We start from the raw sequence: 18,386 nt of genomic DNA, 5'->3' as shown, positions 1-18,386 counted from the left end.
AATTATGGTATAAATAACTTTTACGCTAACACTCTAATCAAAGGCTCTCCCATGTATTCGTTATTAAAGCAGTATTTTGGATTCGATCAATTCAGGCCGGGACAAGAGCAAGTGATCCAAGCTTTGATGAATGGTCACAGCGCAGCGGCTATCTTTCCAACGGGATCAGGTAAGTCGCTTTGTTATCAATTACCTGCTTTGCATCTTCCACATTTAACCTTGGTTGTGTCGCCTTTATTAGCATTGATTCAAGATCAATTGGATTTTTTACAAAGTAAAGGAATTGCAGCAGCAAGTATTCAATCGATGCAAAGTCCTGCTGAATCCGCACAGGTTTATAAAAGCGTTTCCGATGGTGAAATAAAAATATTATTTATTTCAGTCGAGCGATTAAACAGTGAACGTTTCCGTGCCTTTTTAAAGAAAGTACCTATTTCATTATTAGTGGTTGATGAAGCACATTGTATTAGTGAATGGGGACATAATTTCAGACCTGATTATTTAAAGCTCGCCAGTTACCGTGAAGAGTTTGCCATTAGCCAAGTGTTATTATTAACGGCAACAGCGACACAAAAAGTCATTCAAGATATGGCAGCTAAATTCCGTATTGATCTTAACAATGTCACCTTAACGGGATCTTACCGAAGTAACTTAAATCTCTCTGTGATTGGCGTTACTGAGCAAGATAAACTTTCTACTTTAGTACCTTGGCTAACGGCGCGATTAAATCAAACACAAAGCGGTTATCAAGCTGCTGGGATTATTTATGTCACGCTGCAAAAAACAGCGGAAGAGGTTGCTCAAGCATTAACTCAGCAAGGAATTCAAGCAACGGCTTATCACGCGGGGTTAGGTAACGAACAACGCCAAGCAATCCAACAACAATTTATGAGCGGACAGTTACCGTTAATTGTTGCCACTATTGCCTTTGGAATGGGCATTGATAAAAGTGATATTCGCTTTGTTGTACATTACGATTTACCCAAATCTATTGAGAATTATGCACAGGAAATAGGACGTGCAGGGCGAGATGGGCAAACATCTGAATGTTTAGTCTTAGCCAATAAAAACAATCTTAATGTGTTAGAAAACTTTGTTTATGCCGATACCCCAGAAGGGACGGCGATTGATTTTATTCTTAACGAAATCAATCAAACACAAGGGCAATGGGAAGTGGTGATGAACAGTCTTTCTAGCCAATCTAATATTCGTTTGTTAGCACTGAAAACCTTATTGGTGTATTTAGAATTAGAAGGCGTCATTGAGCCTGCTTATAGTTATTACGCGGAATATAAATATAAATTTTTAATCCCTGAAAATGAGCTGGTGGCAAAATTTCATGGAGAGCGCGCGCAGTTTGTACAAACCATTTTCGCAACGTCAGATAGAGCACGTACTTGGCATACGTTGAATTTTGAAAAAATGCAGCAAAACTATCAAAGTGACAGATCGCGCGTATTAACCGCCATTGATTATTTAGATCAACAAGGATTAATAGAATTACAAACTAAACAAATGACGCAAGTTTACAAGGTTTATAAAGATAAGCTTACCGTTCAATTGACGCCTCAAGCGGCACCTGAATTTACACCTCAAGTTCAATTACGTGATGAATTAACACAACGATTTTTACAAAAAGAGCACAGTGAAATTCAACGAATTCATCATCTACTGGATTTTTTTGCCAGCACAGAATGTTTAAATCTACAACTTGCACAGTATTTTTCAGATTCAAATTTACAAAGCGCTTGTGGTCATTGTTCAGTTTGTGCGGGTTACCCCGCGGTTATGCCAGCCGTTGCTGAATTAAGGTCATTAGCACAACTTAATGCGGCACAATTAAGCGCGGAAATTGCAGCTAAGTTAGGTGAACATGATAGCGCTATATTAAGAGCTCGTTTCTTTTGTGGGTTAACCACTCCGATTTTTACCCGCTTAAAAGTACGTCAGTTATCGGGCTTTGCGATGTTAGAAAATTATCGTTTTTCAGATGTAGTAAACTGGTTAACTAATAGCACTCAGTGATTTTATTAATGCAGGTCGGATGAATCCGACGGCCCTAAAAACAGAGAAAGAGTAATACTTGCGTCTTTGGGACGTGGCTTTTAAGCCACTTGTTTTTAGTAAGCTAATGCAAGTCGGATGAATCCGACGCCCCTAAAATCGTATATATTAAGCTTGAGGTTTAATTAAATATTTTTCACCCGTTGCTTGCTTAGCGTAAGCTGCGATTGATTTTAATTGTAATGCCTCAGCTAATGACACTTCATGTGTGTAGTTACTTGCAAAGGTCGTTGTGATTTCTTCTGCAACACGTTTGCGCATCGCCACTACGGTTTCTGTACCTAATTTACCTAGTGCATTGAATAATAGGAATCCATTAACAGCCCAAGCAAAACCGAAGTTACGATTTAATGTAATCGGGCCACGGTTTAATGCGCCATAAATGTAAACTTGTTTAAAAGTATCAGATCCATAAATGGTATGCTCTTTCATATCTCGCGCCGCAGCCAATTCCATACAATTAAGAATATCACTGGTTAATTCACCGCCACCAATTGGATCAAAGGCAATGGTTGCACTGGTTTCAACAATTGCTTCTGTTAAGTCAGCAAGGAAAGACTCACTGCTTGAATTCACTACATATTTAGCACCCATATCGCGTAATAACTTTTTTTGCTCTGGCTTACGTACGATGTTAATTAAATCAACGCCATCTGCAATACAAATACGGTTTAGCATTTGACCAAGGTTAGACGCTGCTGCTGCGTGAATAATTGCTTTGTGGCCTTCAGCACGCATTGTTGCGACCATCGCTAATGCAGTAAGTGGGTTAACAAACGAAGACGCACCTTGTTTCGCTGTAGTACCTTCTTTTAATACTAAACAGCTTTGCACATTAGCACATAAATATTGGCGATAAGTTCCACCACCAATCACTGCAACCGTTTTACCCATTAATGCTTGTGCTGCTGGCGATGAACCTGCTGCGATAACCGTTCCTGCACCTTCATTACCAACTGGTGTCGCTTTACCTACACGTGTTTTAAGTGAAGGCATTGCTTGAACTGGGACATCGGCTGTGATCACTGGGCTTTCTTCAGTGCCTGATTGTACTGCTGTTGACATATCGGCGGCAGTGAATAAAACACCTAAGTCAGATGGGTTTAATGGGGCTGCTTCAATGCGGATAACGACCTCATCAGCACCGGGTTGTGGCATCTCTATCTCTTGTAAAGCCAATGTTAATTTGTTGTCTTCATTGATTGTTGAAGTGAGCTGAATATTTTTATCTGTCATTTTAATTGTTCCTTTTGAATAATGATTGTTTATTGTTTAGCAGCACTAAATTGTGCTTTTAGTTTCTCTAAAAATTCGGGCATATTTTTTTGGCGATCTGCTTCCACATTTAATGCAATATCGGATTGACTCATTGTGTTGTTCCACTCTTTCATTCCTGGTATTTCAGCAAGTACATCCCAATCAAGTTGTACTGAACCTATTGAAGTCACAATGGTATTAACATAATGCATATAGATGTCAGCCATGGTGAATTTGTCGCCTGCAATCCATGGTGAAAATTGACACAAATTCGCTAGGGCTGTGATCCCTCGATTTAATACTTGTTGAACTTCAGTTTTAAGTGTTTCTGGGGCTTCTGTTCCAGAGAATGCATAACGTATCAGTCGTCTGCTTGGTAATTCAAAATACAGCTCTGCTATTTTCATGATTTGACGTACGACTGCTCGCTCTTCTGCATTGTCAGGATAAAGCGGAATATCTGGGTAAGTTTCTTCGATAAAATCACAAATAACACTCGACTCAGAAAGGTTAAGTCCTTCAGAGGTGGTAATCGCTGGTACTTTGCCAACAGGGCTAATTGCAAGTAATTCGTCACTGCCACCGTAAAGTAGATTTTCTTGGAAGGGGACTTCTTTGTATAGGAGTACATGCTTTACTAGATTGTAATAGTTACTAGCTGCAAAACCGTGCAAAATAATCATAAGTCAGCTTTCCATTTTTAACGTGAAGGTGATTGTTTTAATATGCAATTATTATTACTTATTTTTACTTGCTTATATAGAAAGTAAAATGTGAATCACTATTGCTTTTATGACAATAATGAAAGTGGGTTTCATGTATTGTTTAATACATCGTGATTAGCCTTTTTGTTTCTTAATATCAGAGGTTTACTAAACTGCTAATTTAAGTTTTTAAAACTCAATGACTTAAAGTATCATTCATTTTGTTGCTTATTTTATTGGTGAGCTATAAAGGAAAGTAAAGTGGAAAATTTAACAGAGCTAGAATTGGTGTGGGCAAAACAGTTTCGTACTTTGTGTGCATCTATTGCTGGCGTTAAACTATTTGACAATATGTGGGTAGAATAAACTCCGCCAATTGGAACAGTTGTCTTGCCTTGGAATGCCGTTTCTATTGAATATCCTTTTATAGATGAAGATGACAATCAATTCGAAGATTTAGAGTTTATCACTCTCGGCATTAGAGCTTTTAGTTTTGAGAGTATTAATCAAGGTAAAGTTATTTTAGAGGATACATTTGAGACTTGTTGCACTAAACCTGCTCATAAAGATGAAATCTATGTGCCTGAAGGGATGATTTCAAAAGAAAGCTTAATGAAAGCTGCTAAAAATGGGTTTGCAGCACTTAAGGAGTTTAACCTTACTTTCACTTTTCCTTTCATTGTTCAACTCATGATTGATGACGGTGGAGTTGTGTCATTGATCGAAATTAATGAGTTTGACTAAATTTATCACTTACCGTAGTGACAGGTTTTCATCTATTAATGAATAACCTGTCCATCTAGGCTTCAATCAAACTTTTTATTCATAGTTTAGCTTTATCTCTCTTTTTATAAGATCCTCAAGAAAATGAAGACCAAATGAACCGATAGCATGTTCATTAACAAAATAAGTAGGAGTCTGCTTTATTTTCAAATGGTTTGCATCAACAAGCTCTTGAACAGATATTGTTGATATTTTAGGGTGGTTCATATCTCGTTTTAAGCGTTTAATATCGACTCCATTTTTTTCAAGTTGAACATAAAGTAGTTCTAAATCTGAGGAGTTTCCATTTTCCCAGACAGAAGGGTCTTTAAATACAATGTCCATTACTTTTTTCTGCATTTTTTGAGATTTTGCCGCTTCTAATATAGCAATTGCTTTCATGGAGTTACTAAAAAATGCTCCATATCGTATAGCAAATTTTATCTTACCTTCATATTTATTAATGCGGGCTGAAATTCCTTGATAGGCTACCTTTGAGTTAATGCAGGCTGGATCTAAAAAAAGACTAACAGTGACTTTGGCTTTTTGGGGGCCAATAATAGGTGAATAGGATCTGACATAAAGGGAATATTTTGCACTGCTTTGTTTGCTTCTATAACGCTTGTATAAAAGTGGGAGCGTAATGATAGTGAGTGTTATAACTCCTGCAATAATATACATACTCAGTGTGTTATCCATTTAGAAAGCTCCTTAATAAGTCTGTTAGAGTATAAAGTAAATTTAAAAGTGGCAATAATTAATATCAACCTTTTAGCGTGCTAACAAAATTTGTTAATATATCAGGAAGGAATTTTAAAATGATAACAATGAAATGGAAATAAAATGAAATATTTAACCTCAGTATTAATGTGCTTTTTCTTGTTAGGGTGTGCTAACACAGAACGGACATCCTATGGTGACAGTTGGTTTAATGACTTCAACCAATTGATAATACGAAGTAATAATTCGTTCTCTTTTGATACGGCTTTAAGTGATTCAGAATATGATATTAAGAAAGGTTTACTTAATGTTGAATTTGGCGACCATATTGACACTGTTGTTAAAAAATTTGGCAAGCCTCAAAGTATTAATGCAAATAAATCCTATGAAGTGGAAGGGGTGACCTTAAATTATGGTGCAAGCTCTTACTTCAAAGTTAACCTTGATGGTGATGTTGTTGGTATAAAAGTATTTAACTTGGACCTTAAAAAATTAATGCTTTCTAATGGTGTTTCTTTTGGTAATACAAAAGAAGAGGCAAAAGCTGTTTTTTCTCGTTATAAGATTAAACGCGAATCAGATAAAATTACTACTTATGTAGAAGGTGATTTCACCTATAGTCTTTACTTTTATCGTGATCAACTAGCATCGGTTACTTTAACTAAATTCTAAATTGCTGGTGGATAGTTAATATTTATTTTAAGGGATTAGGCCATTGTTTGAATCTAATGAGTTAAATGCCATTCTTAGGGATGAACTTGCACTAGGTAATGAGATTGCAGAAGAATCAGCATGGCCACCAAAATGTAAGAAACTAATTATTTTAAAGCATCGTTTCATTAGAAATCACAAAATAACAACGCTTACCTATAACCAAATTAATGATCCTCATTATTGGTATGCTGATTACTCAACCATTGATCAAACAGAATGCCTCGCGTGTAAGTTTAAATAACTCCCTCACCTTCTTCTTTTAAAAACACATACAATTTAGTGATGGTCTACTATTGAATTGCTCTAAAAAGATATAAATTAATGTTTTTGATTTAACTGCCGATAAAAACTCCATGTTGTTAATTTTTAGTGACCTTTATTTTTAGTTATAAAACGACCTTAAGATTTATAAATGTTTCATTGCGCATACAATTATTTTTTTGATATATAGATTATACTTTTTTAAAGGTGCATAATTATACCAATCACGATAAATAGCTTATCTATTTTACTGGCTAAAACAGCCCACTTCTTCGTTATAAATTTCGTAAAGGGAACAACCATTTACGTCTATTTATGCCTTGAATTGAACTGTTTTTTCTTCGTAAAATTTAGATAACATATTTAACGCAATCGGTATTAAAAGCAATAAAACCTTATATTATAGTCTTTACCTAGTTTGTGTTTTTTATCTTATACAGATCGTTTTGTTATTAAGATTTAAATTTTTGGAGTTTATATGAAACGATTTTTTGCTTCTCTTGTTATGCTTGTTAGTGCATCTGCAGTTGCAGCTCCCTATGAAGGTGTTGATATTTTTACTGTTTACACCTCTTCTTTGGTGGGAGTGTTTGGAGATGAAGAAGAAGTGGACCTTAATCATGATGATGATTATAGCTATCTCAGTTTAGACGCGGATAGAATTAAAGGGGCTCGTTGGATTCATATTGACTCAAGTGCTGACATGGCTGCCAACCAACGATTTCCTTTTTATTTAGAGTATTCAACTATTGATGTTAAAAGTGATGATGGTAAAACTCACAGTGATAGATACCAATCATTTACTTTTGGATTTGCCTTCCAAGGTGTTATTTCAACTGAATCTCAATTTTTAGACACTTATTTTGGGCTTTTTGCGGGCGGCGGTGTCGCTCGTTTTAGTTTTGATGAGCCTGAATATAAAGCTGTTGGGGAAATTGGTGGTGAATATGGCATTATTATTGGTAATCGTTTTTCTTTGGGGCTTGGAGTGAAGCGTCAAATTATAGGTTATCCTGGTGAAACCATGGCTCAAGTCTGGCATGGCAATATAGCCGCTGGTATTTGGTTTTAATCTGTAACTCTTTTATTGGCCTTATAGATATTTTATTTGTATAAGGCTTTTATTTTTTCTTTAAGTTTATTCTGCTTTTAATACTTTTTAATTCATTATTCCTATAATAAGAAAAACCAATTTACAGAATGTGTTTTTGTTTTTGATATAGATTGGCAATCCCTTCAGCTCCAAGAGCAACTGCTATATCACGCAACAATTACATCTACATTAAACTAGCAATACTCATTAAAGTTAATCCCAAAAATTGCCTTTAATTTCATTAATTTTAAAAGCATTTTTATTTAAATTTGTCGAAAAACCTTTTAGAAGCAATGCATAATATTCTATCAACTTAGACTAAAGGTGATAATAAGCATGTTCAACGTTTAGCACTTGAAGGTTGTAGTCCTTATTTACCTTGAGTAATAGGGGTAGCTAGATTTAAAAAAGATTCAAATTTTATATTGTCTAATTTAGAAGCATTAAAAAGTGATAATTGCGAATATATGCATCCTAAGGTAGTAAATCATTTTAACGATATTGCAAAAGAACATTGTGAAGTTGTCATTAATATAGCAAAAAAATGGTTGCAGAAGACTTACGTTATAACGATTAAACTCCTTGTTAAACACTTTTTCCGTTGTTTATTAAAACAAACTAAAGCCGACCCCTTAGCTTTTTACCGCTAAAAGATAGGGAAGTAATGGATTTTGTCCTTGAGTATCAGGTTTTATTAGCTAAGGCGCTGTATTTGTTACTTCAATTAAAGCAAGTTAATGCTTTTTCATTGAACAAATTACGTATTGAGTTGGCTGCTGAGTTGATGAAAAAGAAGGGCGAGCAAGTTCGAAAAGCCTTTTAAATAATAGAATCAGTTATTGATAAAAAAACTGAAATTATTAACAATTCCTTGGGTTTTAAAAAATATCTACTCGGTAATTTTATGAAAGAAAGCATGCTGTTGCTATTTTAATCAATGATCTACAAATGTCAGAAACGGGCTTTATTTTTAATAAATTAAAATTTCCTTCAAGCCATAAAGTTATGCTATAAACACGTCTTTTTAAAGCTCTGTCCTTTTATCTTGTGAATAATTATCGTTTTTTTAAGCTTATAGCTTACCTTATTCAAGGTCTTTTTTGTGTACATAAAAAGATAACAAACTAACGAATTATTATTGTTTCACACAATTTAAAAGGCGGTTATGTAATATAAGGAATGATCATGACAGCAACAAAAAAGAGTATGTCATTAACCAAAAAAGTCTTACTGGGTATGGCTATTGGTATTTTGACTGGTTTTCTGATTCGTAGTGTATTTGCCGACGTCGCATTTATTCAGGACTATATCGTTAACGGCTTATTCCATGTCGGTGGCAAAGTCTTTATTGCTACATTAAAAATGTTAGTGGTTCCACTTATCTTTGTTTCTTTAGTCTGTGGTACAAGTAATTTAAAAGATATGTCTACGCTAGGGCGTTTAGGCGGTAAAACTATTTCTTTTTATCTTGCAACAACAGCAATAGCGATTTCATTTGCAATTTTAATGGCAAATATTTTCCAACCTGGAGTTGGGGTTGATTTAGCACAAGCAACTAGCTTTGCTTCTAAAGAAGCGCCATCGTTAGGTGATGTTATTATTAACATGTTCCCAACGAATCCAATTAGCTCTATGGCTGAAGGTAATACTTTACAAATTATTGTGTTTGCCATTTTATTTGGTATTGCTATCAGTGCATCAGATAAAGCAGGTGAACGTATTTCTGCTGTATTTTATGATTTGAATGAAGTGATCATGAAGTTAGTTGTGATGCTAATGAAAGTCGCACCTTATGGTGTATTCTTCTTAATGGCTAAGTTATTTAGTGAAATTGGATTAGATGCGATTTTCAATCTGATTAACTATTTCTTAGTACTGAGTGCAACATTAGTGCTGCATGCGTTAATTACTTACAGTGCCTTTTTCAAAATCTTTACAGGTTTAAGCCCTGTTAAGTTTTTCAAAAAAATGGAAACTGCCATTACTTTTGCATTTTCAACAGCATCATCAAATGCAACCATCCCTGTTACCTTAGAAACAGCCACTAAACACTTAGGTGTTAATAACAAAGTCGCTTCTTTCACTGTACCATTAGGTGCAACCATCAATATGGATGGAACGGCTATCATGCAAGGTGTTGCAACTGTATTTATTGCACAAGCCTTTAATATTGATTTAAGTATTGCTGATTATGCGGCTGTGATTGTGACTGCAACATTAGCCTCAGTGGGTACTGCTGGTGTGCCTGGTGTTGGTTTGATCATGCTTGCTATGGTATTAAATCAAGTTGGTTTACCTGTTGAAGGTATTGCAATGATCATTGGTGTTGATAGATTGTTAGATATGATCCGAACATCTGTCAATATTACGGGTGATTGTGTTGTGACTTGTATTGTTGCTAAGTCTGAAGGTGAAATGGACGTTGATGTATTTAACAATCCTAATGCAGCAGAAGAAGCTGAAAGCTTAAGACTTAACAAATTAAGAGTTGAACAAAGCTAAATTAATTCGCTTTGATAGCGTAATCTAATTGATAGCATGATATGAGAGCCCAGTTATTACTGGGCTTTTTTACATATACGTTATTATTCAAAGTGTAAAATCGCATTTAACGCTGCTAATCTGAGAAAATGTATTTTGCTTCTGTTTAAATACATTTCTTACATCAATTTTTGTGAGATTTATGATTAGTTGAGTTATAATCGGCACACTTTGCTAGATAGCAAAACTATGTAATTAAATTTGATTAATAAACTCGATTAATGAGTTCATCACACTGGAATTATTGAGAAAAGAATGTCAAAACGTGATTTTTATGAAGTATTGGGTGTAAGTAAATCAGCCTCTGAAAAAGATATTAAAAAAGCTTATAAAAAGTTGGCAATGAAATATCACCCAGATAGAAACCCAGATAACCCAGTTGCTCAAGAAAAGTTCCGTGAAGTTAAAGCGGCGTATGAAGTATTAAATGATCCAGATACTCGTCAGCAATTTGATGATTACGGACATAGCGCTTTTGAAAACGGTAAAGCACGTGGTCATGGTGGTTTTGGGCAGGGCGGCGATTTCAACGATATGTTTGGAGAGATGTTCGGCCAGCGTCGACAGCAGCAACCACAACGTCCACCTCGTCCACAACCTACCAAAGGGTCTGATATTATTTTACGTGTGGAAATCACACTTGAAGATGCGGTTGAAGGATGCACTCAAGAAGTACGTTTACCGAATACACCAGATCCACTTCCTGTTGAAATTCTAGCTGGTATTAATGAAGGTCAACGTGTTCATGTTCCAGGTAAAGGTAATCCTGGCACATTAGGAGCAGAGCGCGGTGATTTGTTTGTTGAAGTCGCTTTATTAGAGCATGAGTTTTTTACCCGTAAAGGTAATGATCTATACTGTGACTTAATGGTTGCGTTTCCAGTTGCTGCAATCGGTGGTACAGCTAAAGCTTCTACCTTTAGCGGTTATATTAATTTGAAAATCCCTGCGGGTACGCAAGCTAATCGCAAATTTAGAATTAAAGGTCGTGGCGTGAAAGCAATGAATAGCGATCAAGTTGGCGATTTAATTTATAACGTCGTTATTCCTACACCGACTGAATTAACAGAACGCCAACAACAGTTATTAAGTGAATTAGCTGAGACCATGGCTGATTAGCTTTATTGATAAAGACAGGAAGTGTTTTATGAATTTGCTAGTGCAATGGGTGAGAAAATACTGGATATTAATATCGTTATTCTTAGTGATAACGATAACCGTCCTTTCTTTTACCCCATTATTAAATGCACTAGCAAGCTGTGATAAAATATTACATTTTACTGCCTATTTTGTACTTGTTTTACCGCTTATATTAAGAAAACCAAGGTATTGGTTTGTGTTACTGATCATATACGCTTTATCGAGTGGAGTGATTGAGTTATTACAACCCTATGCAAACCACCGAACGGATGTGATGGATGTACTTGCAAATATTAGTGGACTGGTTTGTGGCTCAGTAGTGGCCTTTATCATCAATTATTTTGTTACGGTTGATTAAAGTCAATTGCAAGATTAAATGATGAGCTACTCTTTAAAAAATGATGTTTTAAACTCTCTCAATTTATTTTACAAAGGTTAATGTTTTGAATAAAAATCACTGTGTTGTTATCGCCATTGCAGGTGCTTCTGCTTCTGGGAAAAGTCTGATTGCAAATACAATCTTTAATGAGCTTTGCCAAGAGCTAGGAACGGATCAAATAGGTATTATCTCTGAAGATGCTTATTATAAAGATCAATCGCACATGCCTATGGATGAACGTATACAAACCAACTATGACCACCCTAAAGCCTTTGAACATGAATTGTTATGTGAACATTTAAAGCAGTTAAAGAAAAACCAAGCCGTTGAAATTCCAGTTTATAGTTATACAGAACATACCCGCCTCGACGATGTCATCCAATTAACACCGAAAAAAATAATTATTATCGAAGGGATCTTATTGCTCACAGACCCAGCTTTAAGAGCGCAAGTCGATGCAAGTATTTTTGTTGATACACCATTAGATATTTGTTTAATGCGTCGATTAACACGCGATATCATGGAGCGTGGAAGAACATTAGAATCGGTTATGGAACAATATAAAAAGACAGTAAGACCTATGTTCCTTCAATTTATTGAACCATCAAAACAACACGCTGATATTATTGTGCCTCGTGGTGGTAAAAATCGTATTGCTATCGATATATTAAAAACACGTATTAAATATCTGCTTAATAAATAACAATTATTTTTAATTTAATTATGTCCTAAAAACGCTTCTACTTTGAAGCGTTTTTTGTTTCTAAATACAGCTTAAAATTCCATAGGGATAATGCCGTTTGCAATGTATAATACGCGCTATTTTTATTCACACACTGCATGAGAGCGTCTATGTTCAATTATTTTATTCCTACAGCCAAAGGGCTTGCGCCTTTATTAGAGGTTGAACTTAAAGAACTTGGTATTGAAAACACCAAACAAATTGCCGGTGGTGTTAGCTTCGATGGTTCATTAGAGCAAGGTTACCAAGTTTGTTTATGGTCTCGTTTTGCTTCCCGCGTCTTACTTAAATTAAGCGAATTTAAAGTGATTGACCCAATGGATTTATATCTAGGATGTAGCAACATTCCTTGGGAAGAACATTTTGACGTTGATAAAACATTCTCAATCGACTTTTCCGGTAGTAACGATGAAATCCGTAACACACAATTTGGCGCATTAAAAATTAAAGATGCGATTGTTGACCGTTTCCGTAAAAAATTCGATGAACGCCCTAACGTAGAAAAGCGCGATGCTGACATTCGTTTTAATGGTCGTTTATTTAAAGATAAAGCGTCTATCTATATTGATCTTTCTGGCTCCCCATTACATCTTCGTGGTTACCGTACTATTGCCGGTGAAGCACCATTACGTGAAACCTTAGCAGCTGGTATCGTAAAACGTAGTGGTTGGAAAGGCGAAGCCTTACTTGATCCAATGTGTGGCTCTGGTACGTTAATTATTGAAGCGGCTATGATGTCTCTGAATATTGCACCGGGATCGTTACGAGACACTTTTGGTTTTGAGCAATGGAAAAAACATGATAGCGAAACATGGAGAACCTTAAAAACAACGGCTCAGGTTTATGCTAAACGAGCTGTTAACGATTGTGATACACGTTTTTATGCTTCTGATTTAAGTAAAGATATGATCAGTATTGCGCGTCAAAATGCGCAACGAGCAGGCGTTGCTGAATTAATCGAATTCAGTGTGCAAGATGCTAAAAAGGTAATGCCTCCTGAAGAATTAAGCACAGGTATGTTGATTTCTAACCCTCCATATGGCGAACGTCTTGGTGGTTTCAGCGATACAATTAGCTTATACACAGAATTAGGTCATCATTTTAAAGAAGCTTTTGCTGGCTGGAACTTAAGCATGTTTGCAATGGATACTGAATTATTAAGCTGTTTAGGTATGCGTGCAGCAAGAAGTTATAAATTCTTTAATGGTCCGATTGAATGTATTCTTAAAAATTACCGAATCTCACCTAAACGCACAGTTGAAGGGGCAGCGGTTGTTGAAGAAAAGCCAACTAAAGCGACTCAACAAAAAACACTTGAAACGGCAGAATTCGTAGAATCAACAGAAGATAACCCGTGGGGCACATTACCTCCTGTTATCGAAGCTGAAGCGGATATTATATTTAAAGAAGTTAAACAGATTAAACCTGCTATCTATGCAGAAGACTTTGCTAACCGTTTATTGAAAAATATGAAACGTTTAGACAAATGGGCTAAGCGTGAAAATGTTCAATGCTATCGTTTATATGATGCTGATTTACCTGAATATAATGTAGCAATCGACCGTTATAACGAATATTTAATTATTCAAGAGTATCGTGCTCCTAAAGAAATCGATGCACAGAAAGTACGTCGTCGTTTTCTAGATATTGTTTCTACAACACGTTATTTATTAGATTTAAGCGATGATCAACTGATCATTAAAGTACGTGAACGTCAAAAAGGGCGCCAGCAGTACGAAAAATTAGACAGTAAAAAACAACGTTTAGTGGTGCAAGAAGGACCTGCAAAAATTATTGTTAACTTACAAGATTATTTAGATACAGGTTTATTTTTAGATCATCGTCCAACGCGTTTACGTATTGGTAAAATGGCTGAAGGTAAAGACTTCTTGAATCTATTTTGTTATACCGCAACCGCTTCTGTTCATGCTGCACTGGGTGGCGCGAAATCAACAACCAGCGTTGATATGTCGAATACTTATTTAAATTGGGGCCAAGAAAACTTTACTGAAAATGGTATCCAAGGTAAGCATGAATTTATACAACAGGATTGTATTAAATGGTTACAACATGCGCACGAGATGTATGACCTTATCTTTATTGACCCTCCGACGTTTTCAAATTCAAAACGTATGTCGGATGTGTTTGATGTACAAGATGACCACGTTGCTTTATTAACGTCTGCCAGCGAGCGTGTTAATGAAAATGGTGAGATTATTTTCTCTAATAATAAACGTGGCTTTAAATTAGATTTGGAAGCAATAAAAGCCTTGGGTTTTTATGTCAAAGACATTAGTAAAGCGTCTATTCCTGAAGACTTTAAAGGGAACGATAAAATACACCAATGTTGGTTGCTAACAAAACATAGTTAAACAACATTAAGCAATGTAAATCCAATTAAATATGATAGCAGTAGAATGAGTTTACCTATTTTATATCACACTGATGGTTGCCATCTTTGTGATCAAGCAATGGCATTGTTAACGCAGTGCCGAGTTGATTACCAATTAATTGATATTGTTTTTGATCAGCGTTTGGTTGATCTATTTGGTATTCGAATTCCGGTGTTAGAAAATCAACAAGGCCAATACTTAGATTGGCCTTTTGATAGTCTTAAAATAAAACAATTTTTATCTCCTAACTTTTTATCACCTAACAAGAGTGAGTAAACGTGGCATTATTAACCTTACATAACGCAGAACTAGCCTTTGGCGGTGGTGCACTATTAAATAAATCCAACTTAGTGATTGAAGCAAACGAACGTGTTTGTTTGGTGGGAAGAAATGGTGCAGGTAAATCGACATTATTAAAAGTATTGGATGGGCAAATTCAATTAGATGATGGTTCATTATTAATTAATAACGACGTTAAAGTGGCGCGTTTAGAGCAAGATCCACCGACAGCTAATACTATGAGTGCATATGATTATGTTGCATCGGGTATGGCCGAATCAGGTAAAGTATTAAGCCAATACCATGAACAATTACAAGTTGTTGCTGAAGATTGTAGTGAAAAAGCGTTAAACAAACTACAACGTTTACAAGAGCAGATTGATACCTTAAATGCGTGGACGTTAGATACTAAAATTAACCAAATTTTAGAGCGCTTGTTAATTGACCCTGAAATTACTTTAGATCAGTTATCCGGTGGTTGGTTACGTAAAGTTGCACTCGCTAAAGCGCTAGTTAATGACCCAGATTTATTGTTACTTGATGAACCGACTAACCACTTAGATGTTGGTACGATCGAATGGCTTGAGCAATTCTTAATGTCTTTTCAAGGTTCAATTGTTTTTATCAGTCATGACCGTGAATTTATTCGTCGTTTGGCAACTCGTATTGTGGATATTGACCGTGGTAAATTAAGCTCATGGCCTGGTGGCTACGAAGAATATTTAGTCGCAAAAGAAGAAGCATTACGTGTTGAAGAAGAACAAAACGCTGAATTTGATCGTAAGTTAGCCATTGAAGAAAAGTGGATCCGTCAAGGAATTAAAGCACGTAGAACACGTAATGAAGGGCGTGTTCGAGCATTAAAATCATTACGAAATGAACGTGCTGAGCGAACTAATGTGCAAGGCAAAGCTAAAATTGTTGTTGATGAAGCCGCTCGCTCTGGCAAAATTATTTTTGAAACGGAAGATTTAGCCTATAGCTACGATGATTTACGTATTGTTCAAAATTTCTCTTGTACTATTATGCGTGGCGATAAAATTGCCTTAATTGGTCGTAATGGTTGTGGTAAAAGTACATTGCTTAAACTACTTCTAGGTGATATCGAACCAGATCAAGGAACGGTTAAGTGTGGAACAAAATTAGAAGTTGCTTATTTTGATCAATACCGCGATGCGTTAGATCCTGAAAAAACGGTACTCGACAACCTTGCTGAAGGTAAGCAAGAAGTAGAAATTAATGGTAATAAACGTCATGTTTTAGGTTATTTACAAGATTTCTTATTCCACCCTGATCGCGCTCGTACTCCAGTTAAAGCTTTATCTGGTGGTGAAAAAAATCGTCTGTTATTAGCGAAAATATTTTTAAAACCAAGTAATTTTTTAATTCTGGATGAGCCTACCAATGATCTTGATGTTGAAACATTGGAGTTATTAGAAGAATTATTAGCTAACTATCAAGGTACTTTATTATTAGTAAGTCATGACCGTAGCTTTGTTGATAACACAGTGACGCATACTTGGTTCTTTGATGGTAATGGTAATATCCAGCAGTTTGTGGGCGGTTACAATGATGCTTTGCGTCATAAAGCGCAAAGTGAGCCTGCTGTATCAACAGCAAAGGAAACAAAGCCAGCTACAACTAAAGCTGAGGTTAAAGTAGATAAAGAAGTTGCTAAGCCAGCTAAAAAGAAGAAGCTGTCATATAAAGTACAACTTGAATTAGATGGTTTACCTTTAGTGTTGGAACAATTAGAAGAAAAAGTGGGTGAATTACAAGAAACAATTAATACGCCTGAATTTTTCACCAAAGATAAAAAAGAAGCCGATGAGTTTTTAGCTTTATTGGCTGAAACTGAAGAAAAGCTAGAAGTTGCCTTTGCGCGTTGGGAAGAATTGGAAGAATTACAAAACGCAGAGTAGCTAAATGAAATAGATTATCGGCATTTTTAATATTTTATTTAACTGAGGTTAAAATTGTCTTTAATTATTTTCTATTACAAGTTTTTTCTAATGCATTGATTTAAAAAGCTTATTGCATTATGTGTGATAAGCTTTTTTGTTTTTATGAAGAAAATAATTCTTATGTAATTAAAGTGTCACATTAAAGGTTCATATTAAGCAACATCGCTACGGAGCGTAATGAATATTTTGTTAAATGATTAATAAAATACAAATAATATAAATTAACTTAGTAGAAAAATGGAGTTTTGAATGAAACTTAAAATGTTAGCAGCAGCGGTTACTTTAGGTACTGCATCACTGATTTCGACACCTGTTCTTGCAGCAGATAATGCTTTACCTTCTTACACTAAAGTAAGTGGTATCTCTGGTAATCTTTCATCTGTTGGTTCTGATACATTAGCGAATATGATGACATTTTGGGCAGAAGAATTTAAACGCCAATACCCAAATATCAATATCCAAATTCAAGCGGCTGGATCTTCTACTGCTCCACCATCATTAACTGAAGGTACTTCTCAGTTCGGTCCAATGAGCCGTAAAATGAAGTCTAAAGAAATCGAAGCATTTGAAAAACATTACGGTTACAAGCCAACTGAAGTTCGTGTTGCTATCGATGCACTAGCGGTATTTGTAAATAAAGATAACCCAATCAAAGGCTTAACAATTAAACAAGTTGATGCGATTTTCTCTTCAACTCAAAAATGTGGTTACGAGAAAAATGCAACACGTTGGGCTGATGTTGGCTTAACAGGTAGCTGGTCTGGTAAAGATATCCAATTATTTGGTCGTAACTCAGTATCAGGTACTTACGGTTACTTTAAATCAAACGCTTTATGTAAAGGCGATTACAAAAACTCTGTAAATGAACAGCCTGGTTCTGCATCAGTAGTTCAATCTGTAGCATCTTCTCTAAACTCTATCGGTTACTCTGGTATTGGTTACAAAGTTGCTGGTGTTAAAGCAGTTGCACTATCTAAAAAAGGTGGTCCATTTGTTGAAGCTACAATGAATAATGCAGTGAACGGTAAATACCCATTATCTCGCTTCTTATACGTTTACGTAAACAAGCACCCAAACAAGCCGCTTTCTCCATTACAAGCTGAGTTCATTAAATTAATGTTATCTCAAGAAGGCCAAGCGATTGTTGCAAAAGATGGTTACATTCCACTACCTGTAGCAGTAGTTAAAAAAGAAATGGCTAAATTAGGTTTGTAATCAATCCTTATTAACCCAAATAAAAACAGCGCTTTAGGCGTAATGCCGTTCACTTAAGGTGAACGGCATATTTACTTTTCGCCACTGGATATCGATTTTTAGACGCTTTTAAACACCTCGGATAACTTCGCTCACGTTTTCCCTCCAACTTAAATTGT

The 18,386-nt window shown here is 35.7% G+C and carries 17 protein-coding genes; 14 read left to right on the top strand and 3 right to left on the bottom strand.

All coding sequences use genetic code 11. From position 1 onward, the window contains the following. The first annotated feature begins 51 nt into the window (after nt 1–51). A complete protein-coding gene (locus E2R67_RS10155) occupies nt 52–2,025 on the top strand; it encodes a RecQ family ATP-dependent DNA helicase (RefSeq protein WP_134290846.1) in 1,974 nt (657 codons plus the stop codon). Between the two features lie 147 nt (nt 2,026–2,172). On the opposite strand, the gene E2R67_RS10150 is transcribed toward E2R67_RS10155, so the two are convergent. Both E2R67_RS10150 and E2R67_RS10145 read right to left on the bottom strand, forming a co-directional pair. Then, nucleotides 2,173–3,300 (bottom strand): zinc-binding dehydrogenase, encoded by a 1,128-nt coding sequence (locus E2R67_RS10150; RefSeq protein ID WP_134290845.1) that lies wholly within the window; start codon nt 3,298–3,300, stop codon nt 2,173–2,175. Nucleotides 3,301–3,329: 29 nt separating this feature from the next. Continuing rightward, the gene (locus E2R67_RS10145; protein WP_134290844.1) at nt 3,330–4,004 is read right to left on the bottom strand and encodes a glutathione S-transferase family protein; all 675 of its coding nucleotides are present in this window, start codon (nt 4,002–4,004) and stop codon (nt 3,330–3,332) included. Between the two features lie 411 nt (nt 4,005–4,415). Here E2R67_RS10145 and E2R67_RS10140 point away from each other — a divergent pair, with 411 nt between their 5' ends. Continuing rightward, nucleotides 4,416–4,769, top strand: a complete 354-nt coding sequence (locus E2R67_RS10140; protein WP_134290843.1) for a hypothetical protein — start codon at nt 4,416–4,418, stop codon at nt 4,767–4,769. 75 nt (nt 4,770–4,844) lie between these two features. Here the strand turns inward: E2R67_RS10140 and E2R67_RS10135 are convergent, their stop codons facing one another. Next, nucleotides 4,845–5,486 carry a DsbA family protein gene (locus E2R67_RS10135; protein WP_134290842.1) on the bottom strand — a complete coding sequence of 214 codons (642 nt, stop codon included), beginning with the start codon at nt 5,484–5,486 and terminating at the stop codon, nt 4,845–4,847. 144 nt (nt 5,487–5,630) lie between these two features. Between E2R67_RS10135 and E2R67_RS10130 the strand changes: the two genes are divergently transcribed. From E2R67_RS10130 to E2R67_RS10080, 12 genes are all read left to right on the top strand, one after another. Next, on the top strand, nt 5,631–6,179 hold the full coding sequence (locus E2R67_RS10130; RefSeq protein WP_134290841.1) for a hypothetical protein: 549 nt from the start codon (nt 5,631–5,633) through the stop codon (nt 6,177–6,179). 43 nt (nt 6,180–6,222) lie between these two features. Then, nucleotides 6,223–6,462, top strand: coding sequence for a hypothetical protein (locus E2R67_RS10125; protein ID WP_134290840.1), 240 nt, complete (start codon nt 6,223–6,225; stop codon nt 6,460–6,462). Between the two features lie 498 nt (nt 6,463–6,960). Next, entirely contained in the window at nt 6,961–7,554 is a 594-nt protein-coding gene (locus tag E2R67_RS10120; protein WP_134290839.1) for a hypothetical protein, read from the top strand. A 685-nt stretch (nt 7,555–8,239) separates the two neighbouring features. Then, on the top strand, nt 8,240–8,398 hold the full coding sequence (locus E2R67_RS16635) for a hypothetical protein (RefSeq protein WP_166739364.1): 159 nt from the start codon (nt 8,240–8,242) through the stop codon (nt 8,396–8,398). A gap of 362 nt (nt 8,399–8,760) precedes the next feature. Then, complete coding sequence (locus tag E2R67_RS10115; protein WP_134290838.1) at nt 8,761–10,077, top strand: dicarboxylate/amino acid:cation symporter; 1,317 nt, start codon at nt 8,761–8,763, stop codon at nt 10,075–10,077. Nucleotides 10,078–10,371: 294 nt separating this feature from the next. Then, nucleotides 10,372–11,235 (top strand): DnaJ C-terminal domain-containing protein, encoded by an 864-nt coding sequence (locus E2R67_RS10110; RefSeq protein ID WP_134290837.1) that lies wholly within the window; start codon nt 10,372–10,374, stop codon nt 11,233–11,235. A 28-nt stretch (nt 11,236–11,263) separates the two neighbouring features. Next, nucleotides 11,264–11,614, top strand: coding sequence for a VanZ family protein (locus E2R67_RS10105; protein ID WP_134290836.1), 351 nt, complete (start codon nt 11,264–11,266; stop codon nt 11,612–11,614). Between the two features lie 85 nt (nt 11,615–11,699). Then, nucleotides 11,700–12,338 (top strand): uridine kinase, encoded by a 639-nt coding sequence (gene udk / locus E2R67_RS10100; protein WP_134290835.1) that lies wholly within the window; start codon nt 11,700–11,702, stop codon nt 12,336–12,338. A 149-nt stretch (nt 12,339–12,487) separates the two neighbouring features. Next, the gene (rlmKL, locus tag E2R67_RS10095) at nt 12,488–14,749 is read left to right on the top strand and encodes a bifunctional 23S rRNA (guanine(2069)-N(7))-methyltransferase RlmK/23S rRNA (guanine(2445)-N(2))-methyltransferase RlmL (protein ID WP_134290834.1); all 2,262 of its coding nucleotides are present in this window, start codon (nt 12,488–12,490) and stop codon (nt 14,747–14,749) included. A gap of 45 nt (nt 14,750–14,794) precedes the next feature. Next, nucleotides 14,795–15,046: a glutaredoxin family protein gene (locus E2R67_RS10090; RefSeq protein ID WP_134290833.1), complete on the top strand. Its 252-nt coding sequence runs from the start codon at nt 14,795–14,797 to the stop codon at nt 15,044–15,046. A gap of 2 nt (nt 15,047–15,048) precedes the next feature. Beyond that, entirely contained in the window at nt 15,049–16,971 is a 1,923-nt protein-coding gene (gene uup / locus E2R67_RS10085; protein ID WP_134290832.1) for an ATP-binding cassette ATPase Uup, read from the top strand. Nucleotides 16,972–17,262: 291 nt separating this feature from the next. Then, nucleotides 17,263–18,228 (top strand): PstS family phosphate ABC transporter substrate-binding protein, encoded by a 966-nt coding sequence (locus E2R67_RS10080; protein ID WP_134290831.1) that lies wholly within the window; start codon nt 17,263–17,265, stop codon nt 18,226–18,228. The last annotated feature ends 158 nt before the right edge of the window (nt 18,229–18,386 follow it).

This window comes from Psychromonas algicola (assembly GCF_004378355.1).
Lineage (GTDB): Bacteria > Pseudomonadota > Gammaproteobacteria > Enterobacterales > Psychromonadaceae > Psychromonas.
The sequence above is the reverse complement of the archived record's forward strand: the minus strand, read 5'-3'. Positions and strand labels throughout refer to the sequence as shown.

Excerpts from the sequence above, each read along its gene's own strand:
- rlmKL (WP_134290834.1), top strand. The coding sequence starts at position 12,488 with ATGTTCAATTATTTTATTCCTACAGCCAAAGGGCTTGCGCCTTTATTA.
- E2R67_RS16635 (WP_166739364.1), top strand. The coding sequence starts at position 8,240 with ATGGATTTTGTCCTTGAGTATCAGGTTTTATTAGCTAAGGCGCTGTAT.
- E2R67_RS10115 (WP_134290838.1), top strand. The coding sequence starts at position 8,761 with ATGACAGCAACAAAAAAGAGTATGTCATTAACCAAAAAAGTCTTACTG.
- E2R67_RS10090 (WP_134290833.1), top strand. The coding sequence starts at position 14,795 with ATGAGTTTACCTATTTTATATCACACTGATGGTTGCCATCTTTGTGAT.
- E2R67_RS10145 (WP_134290844.1), bottom strand. The coding sequence starts at position 4,004 with ATGATTATTTTGCACGGTTTTGCAGCTAGTAACTATTACAATCTAGTA.
- E2R67_RS10130 (WP_134290841.1), top strand. The coding sequence starts at position 5,631 with ATGAAATATTTAACCTCAGTATTAATGTGCTTTTTCTTGTTAGGGTGT.
- E2R67_RS10135 (WP_134290842.1), bottom strand. The coding sequence starts at position 5,486 with ATGGATAACACACTGAGTATGTATATTATTGCAGGAGTTATAACACTC.
- E2R67_RS10110 (WP_134290837.1), top strand. The coding sequence starts at position 10,372 with ATGTCAAAACGTGATTTTTATGAAGTATTGGGTGTAAGTAAATCAGCC.
- E2R67_RS10155 (WP_134290846.1), top strand. The coding sequence starts at position 52 with ATGTATTCGTTATTAAAGCAGTATTTTGGATTCGATCAATTCAGGCCG.
- E2R67_RS10105 (WP_134290836.1), top strand. The coding sequence starts at position 11,264 with ATGAATTTGCTAGTGCAATGGGTGAGAAAATACTGGATATTAATATCG.
- E2R67_RS10120 (WP_134290839.1), top strand. The coding sequence starts at position 6,961 with ATGAAACGATTTTTTGCTTCTCTTGTTATGCTTGTTAGTGCATCTGCA.
- E2R67_RS10150 (WP_134290845.1), bottom strand. The coding sequence starts at position 3,300 with ATGACAGATAAAAATATTCAGCTCACTTCAACAATCAATGAAGACAAC.
- E2R67_RS10080 (WP_134290831.1), top strand. The coding sequence starts at position 17,263 with ATGAAACTTAAAATGTTAGCAGCAGCGGTTACTTTAGGTACTGCATCA.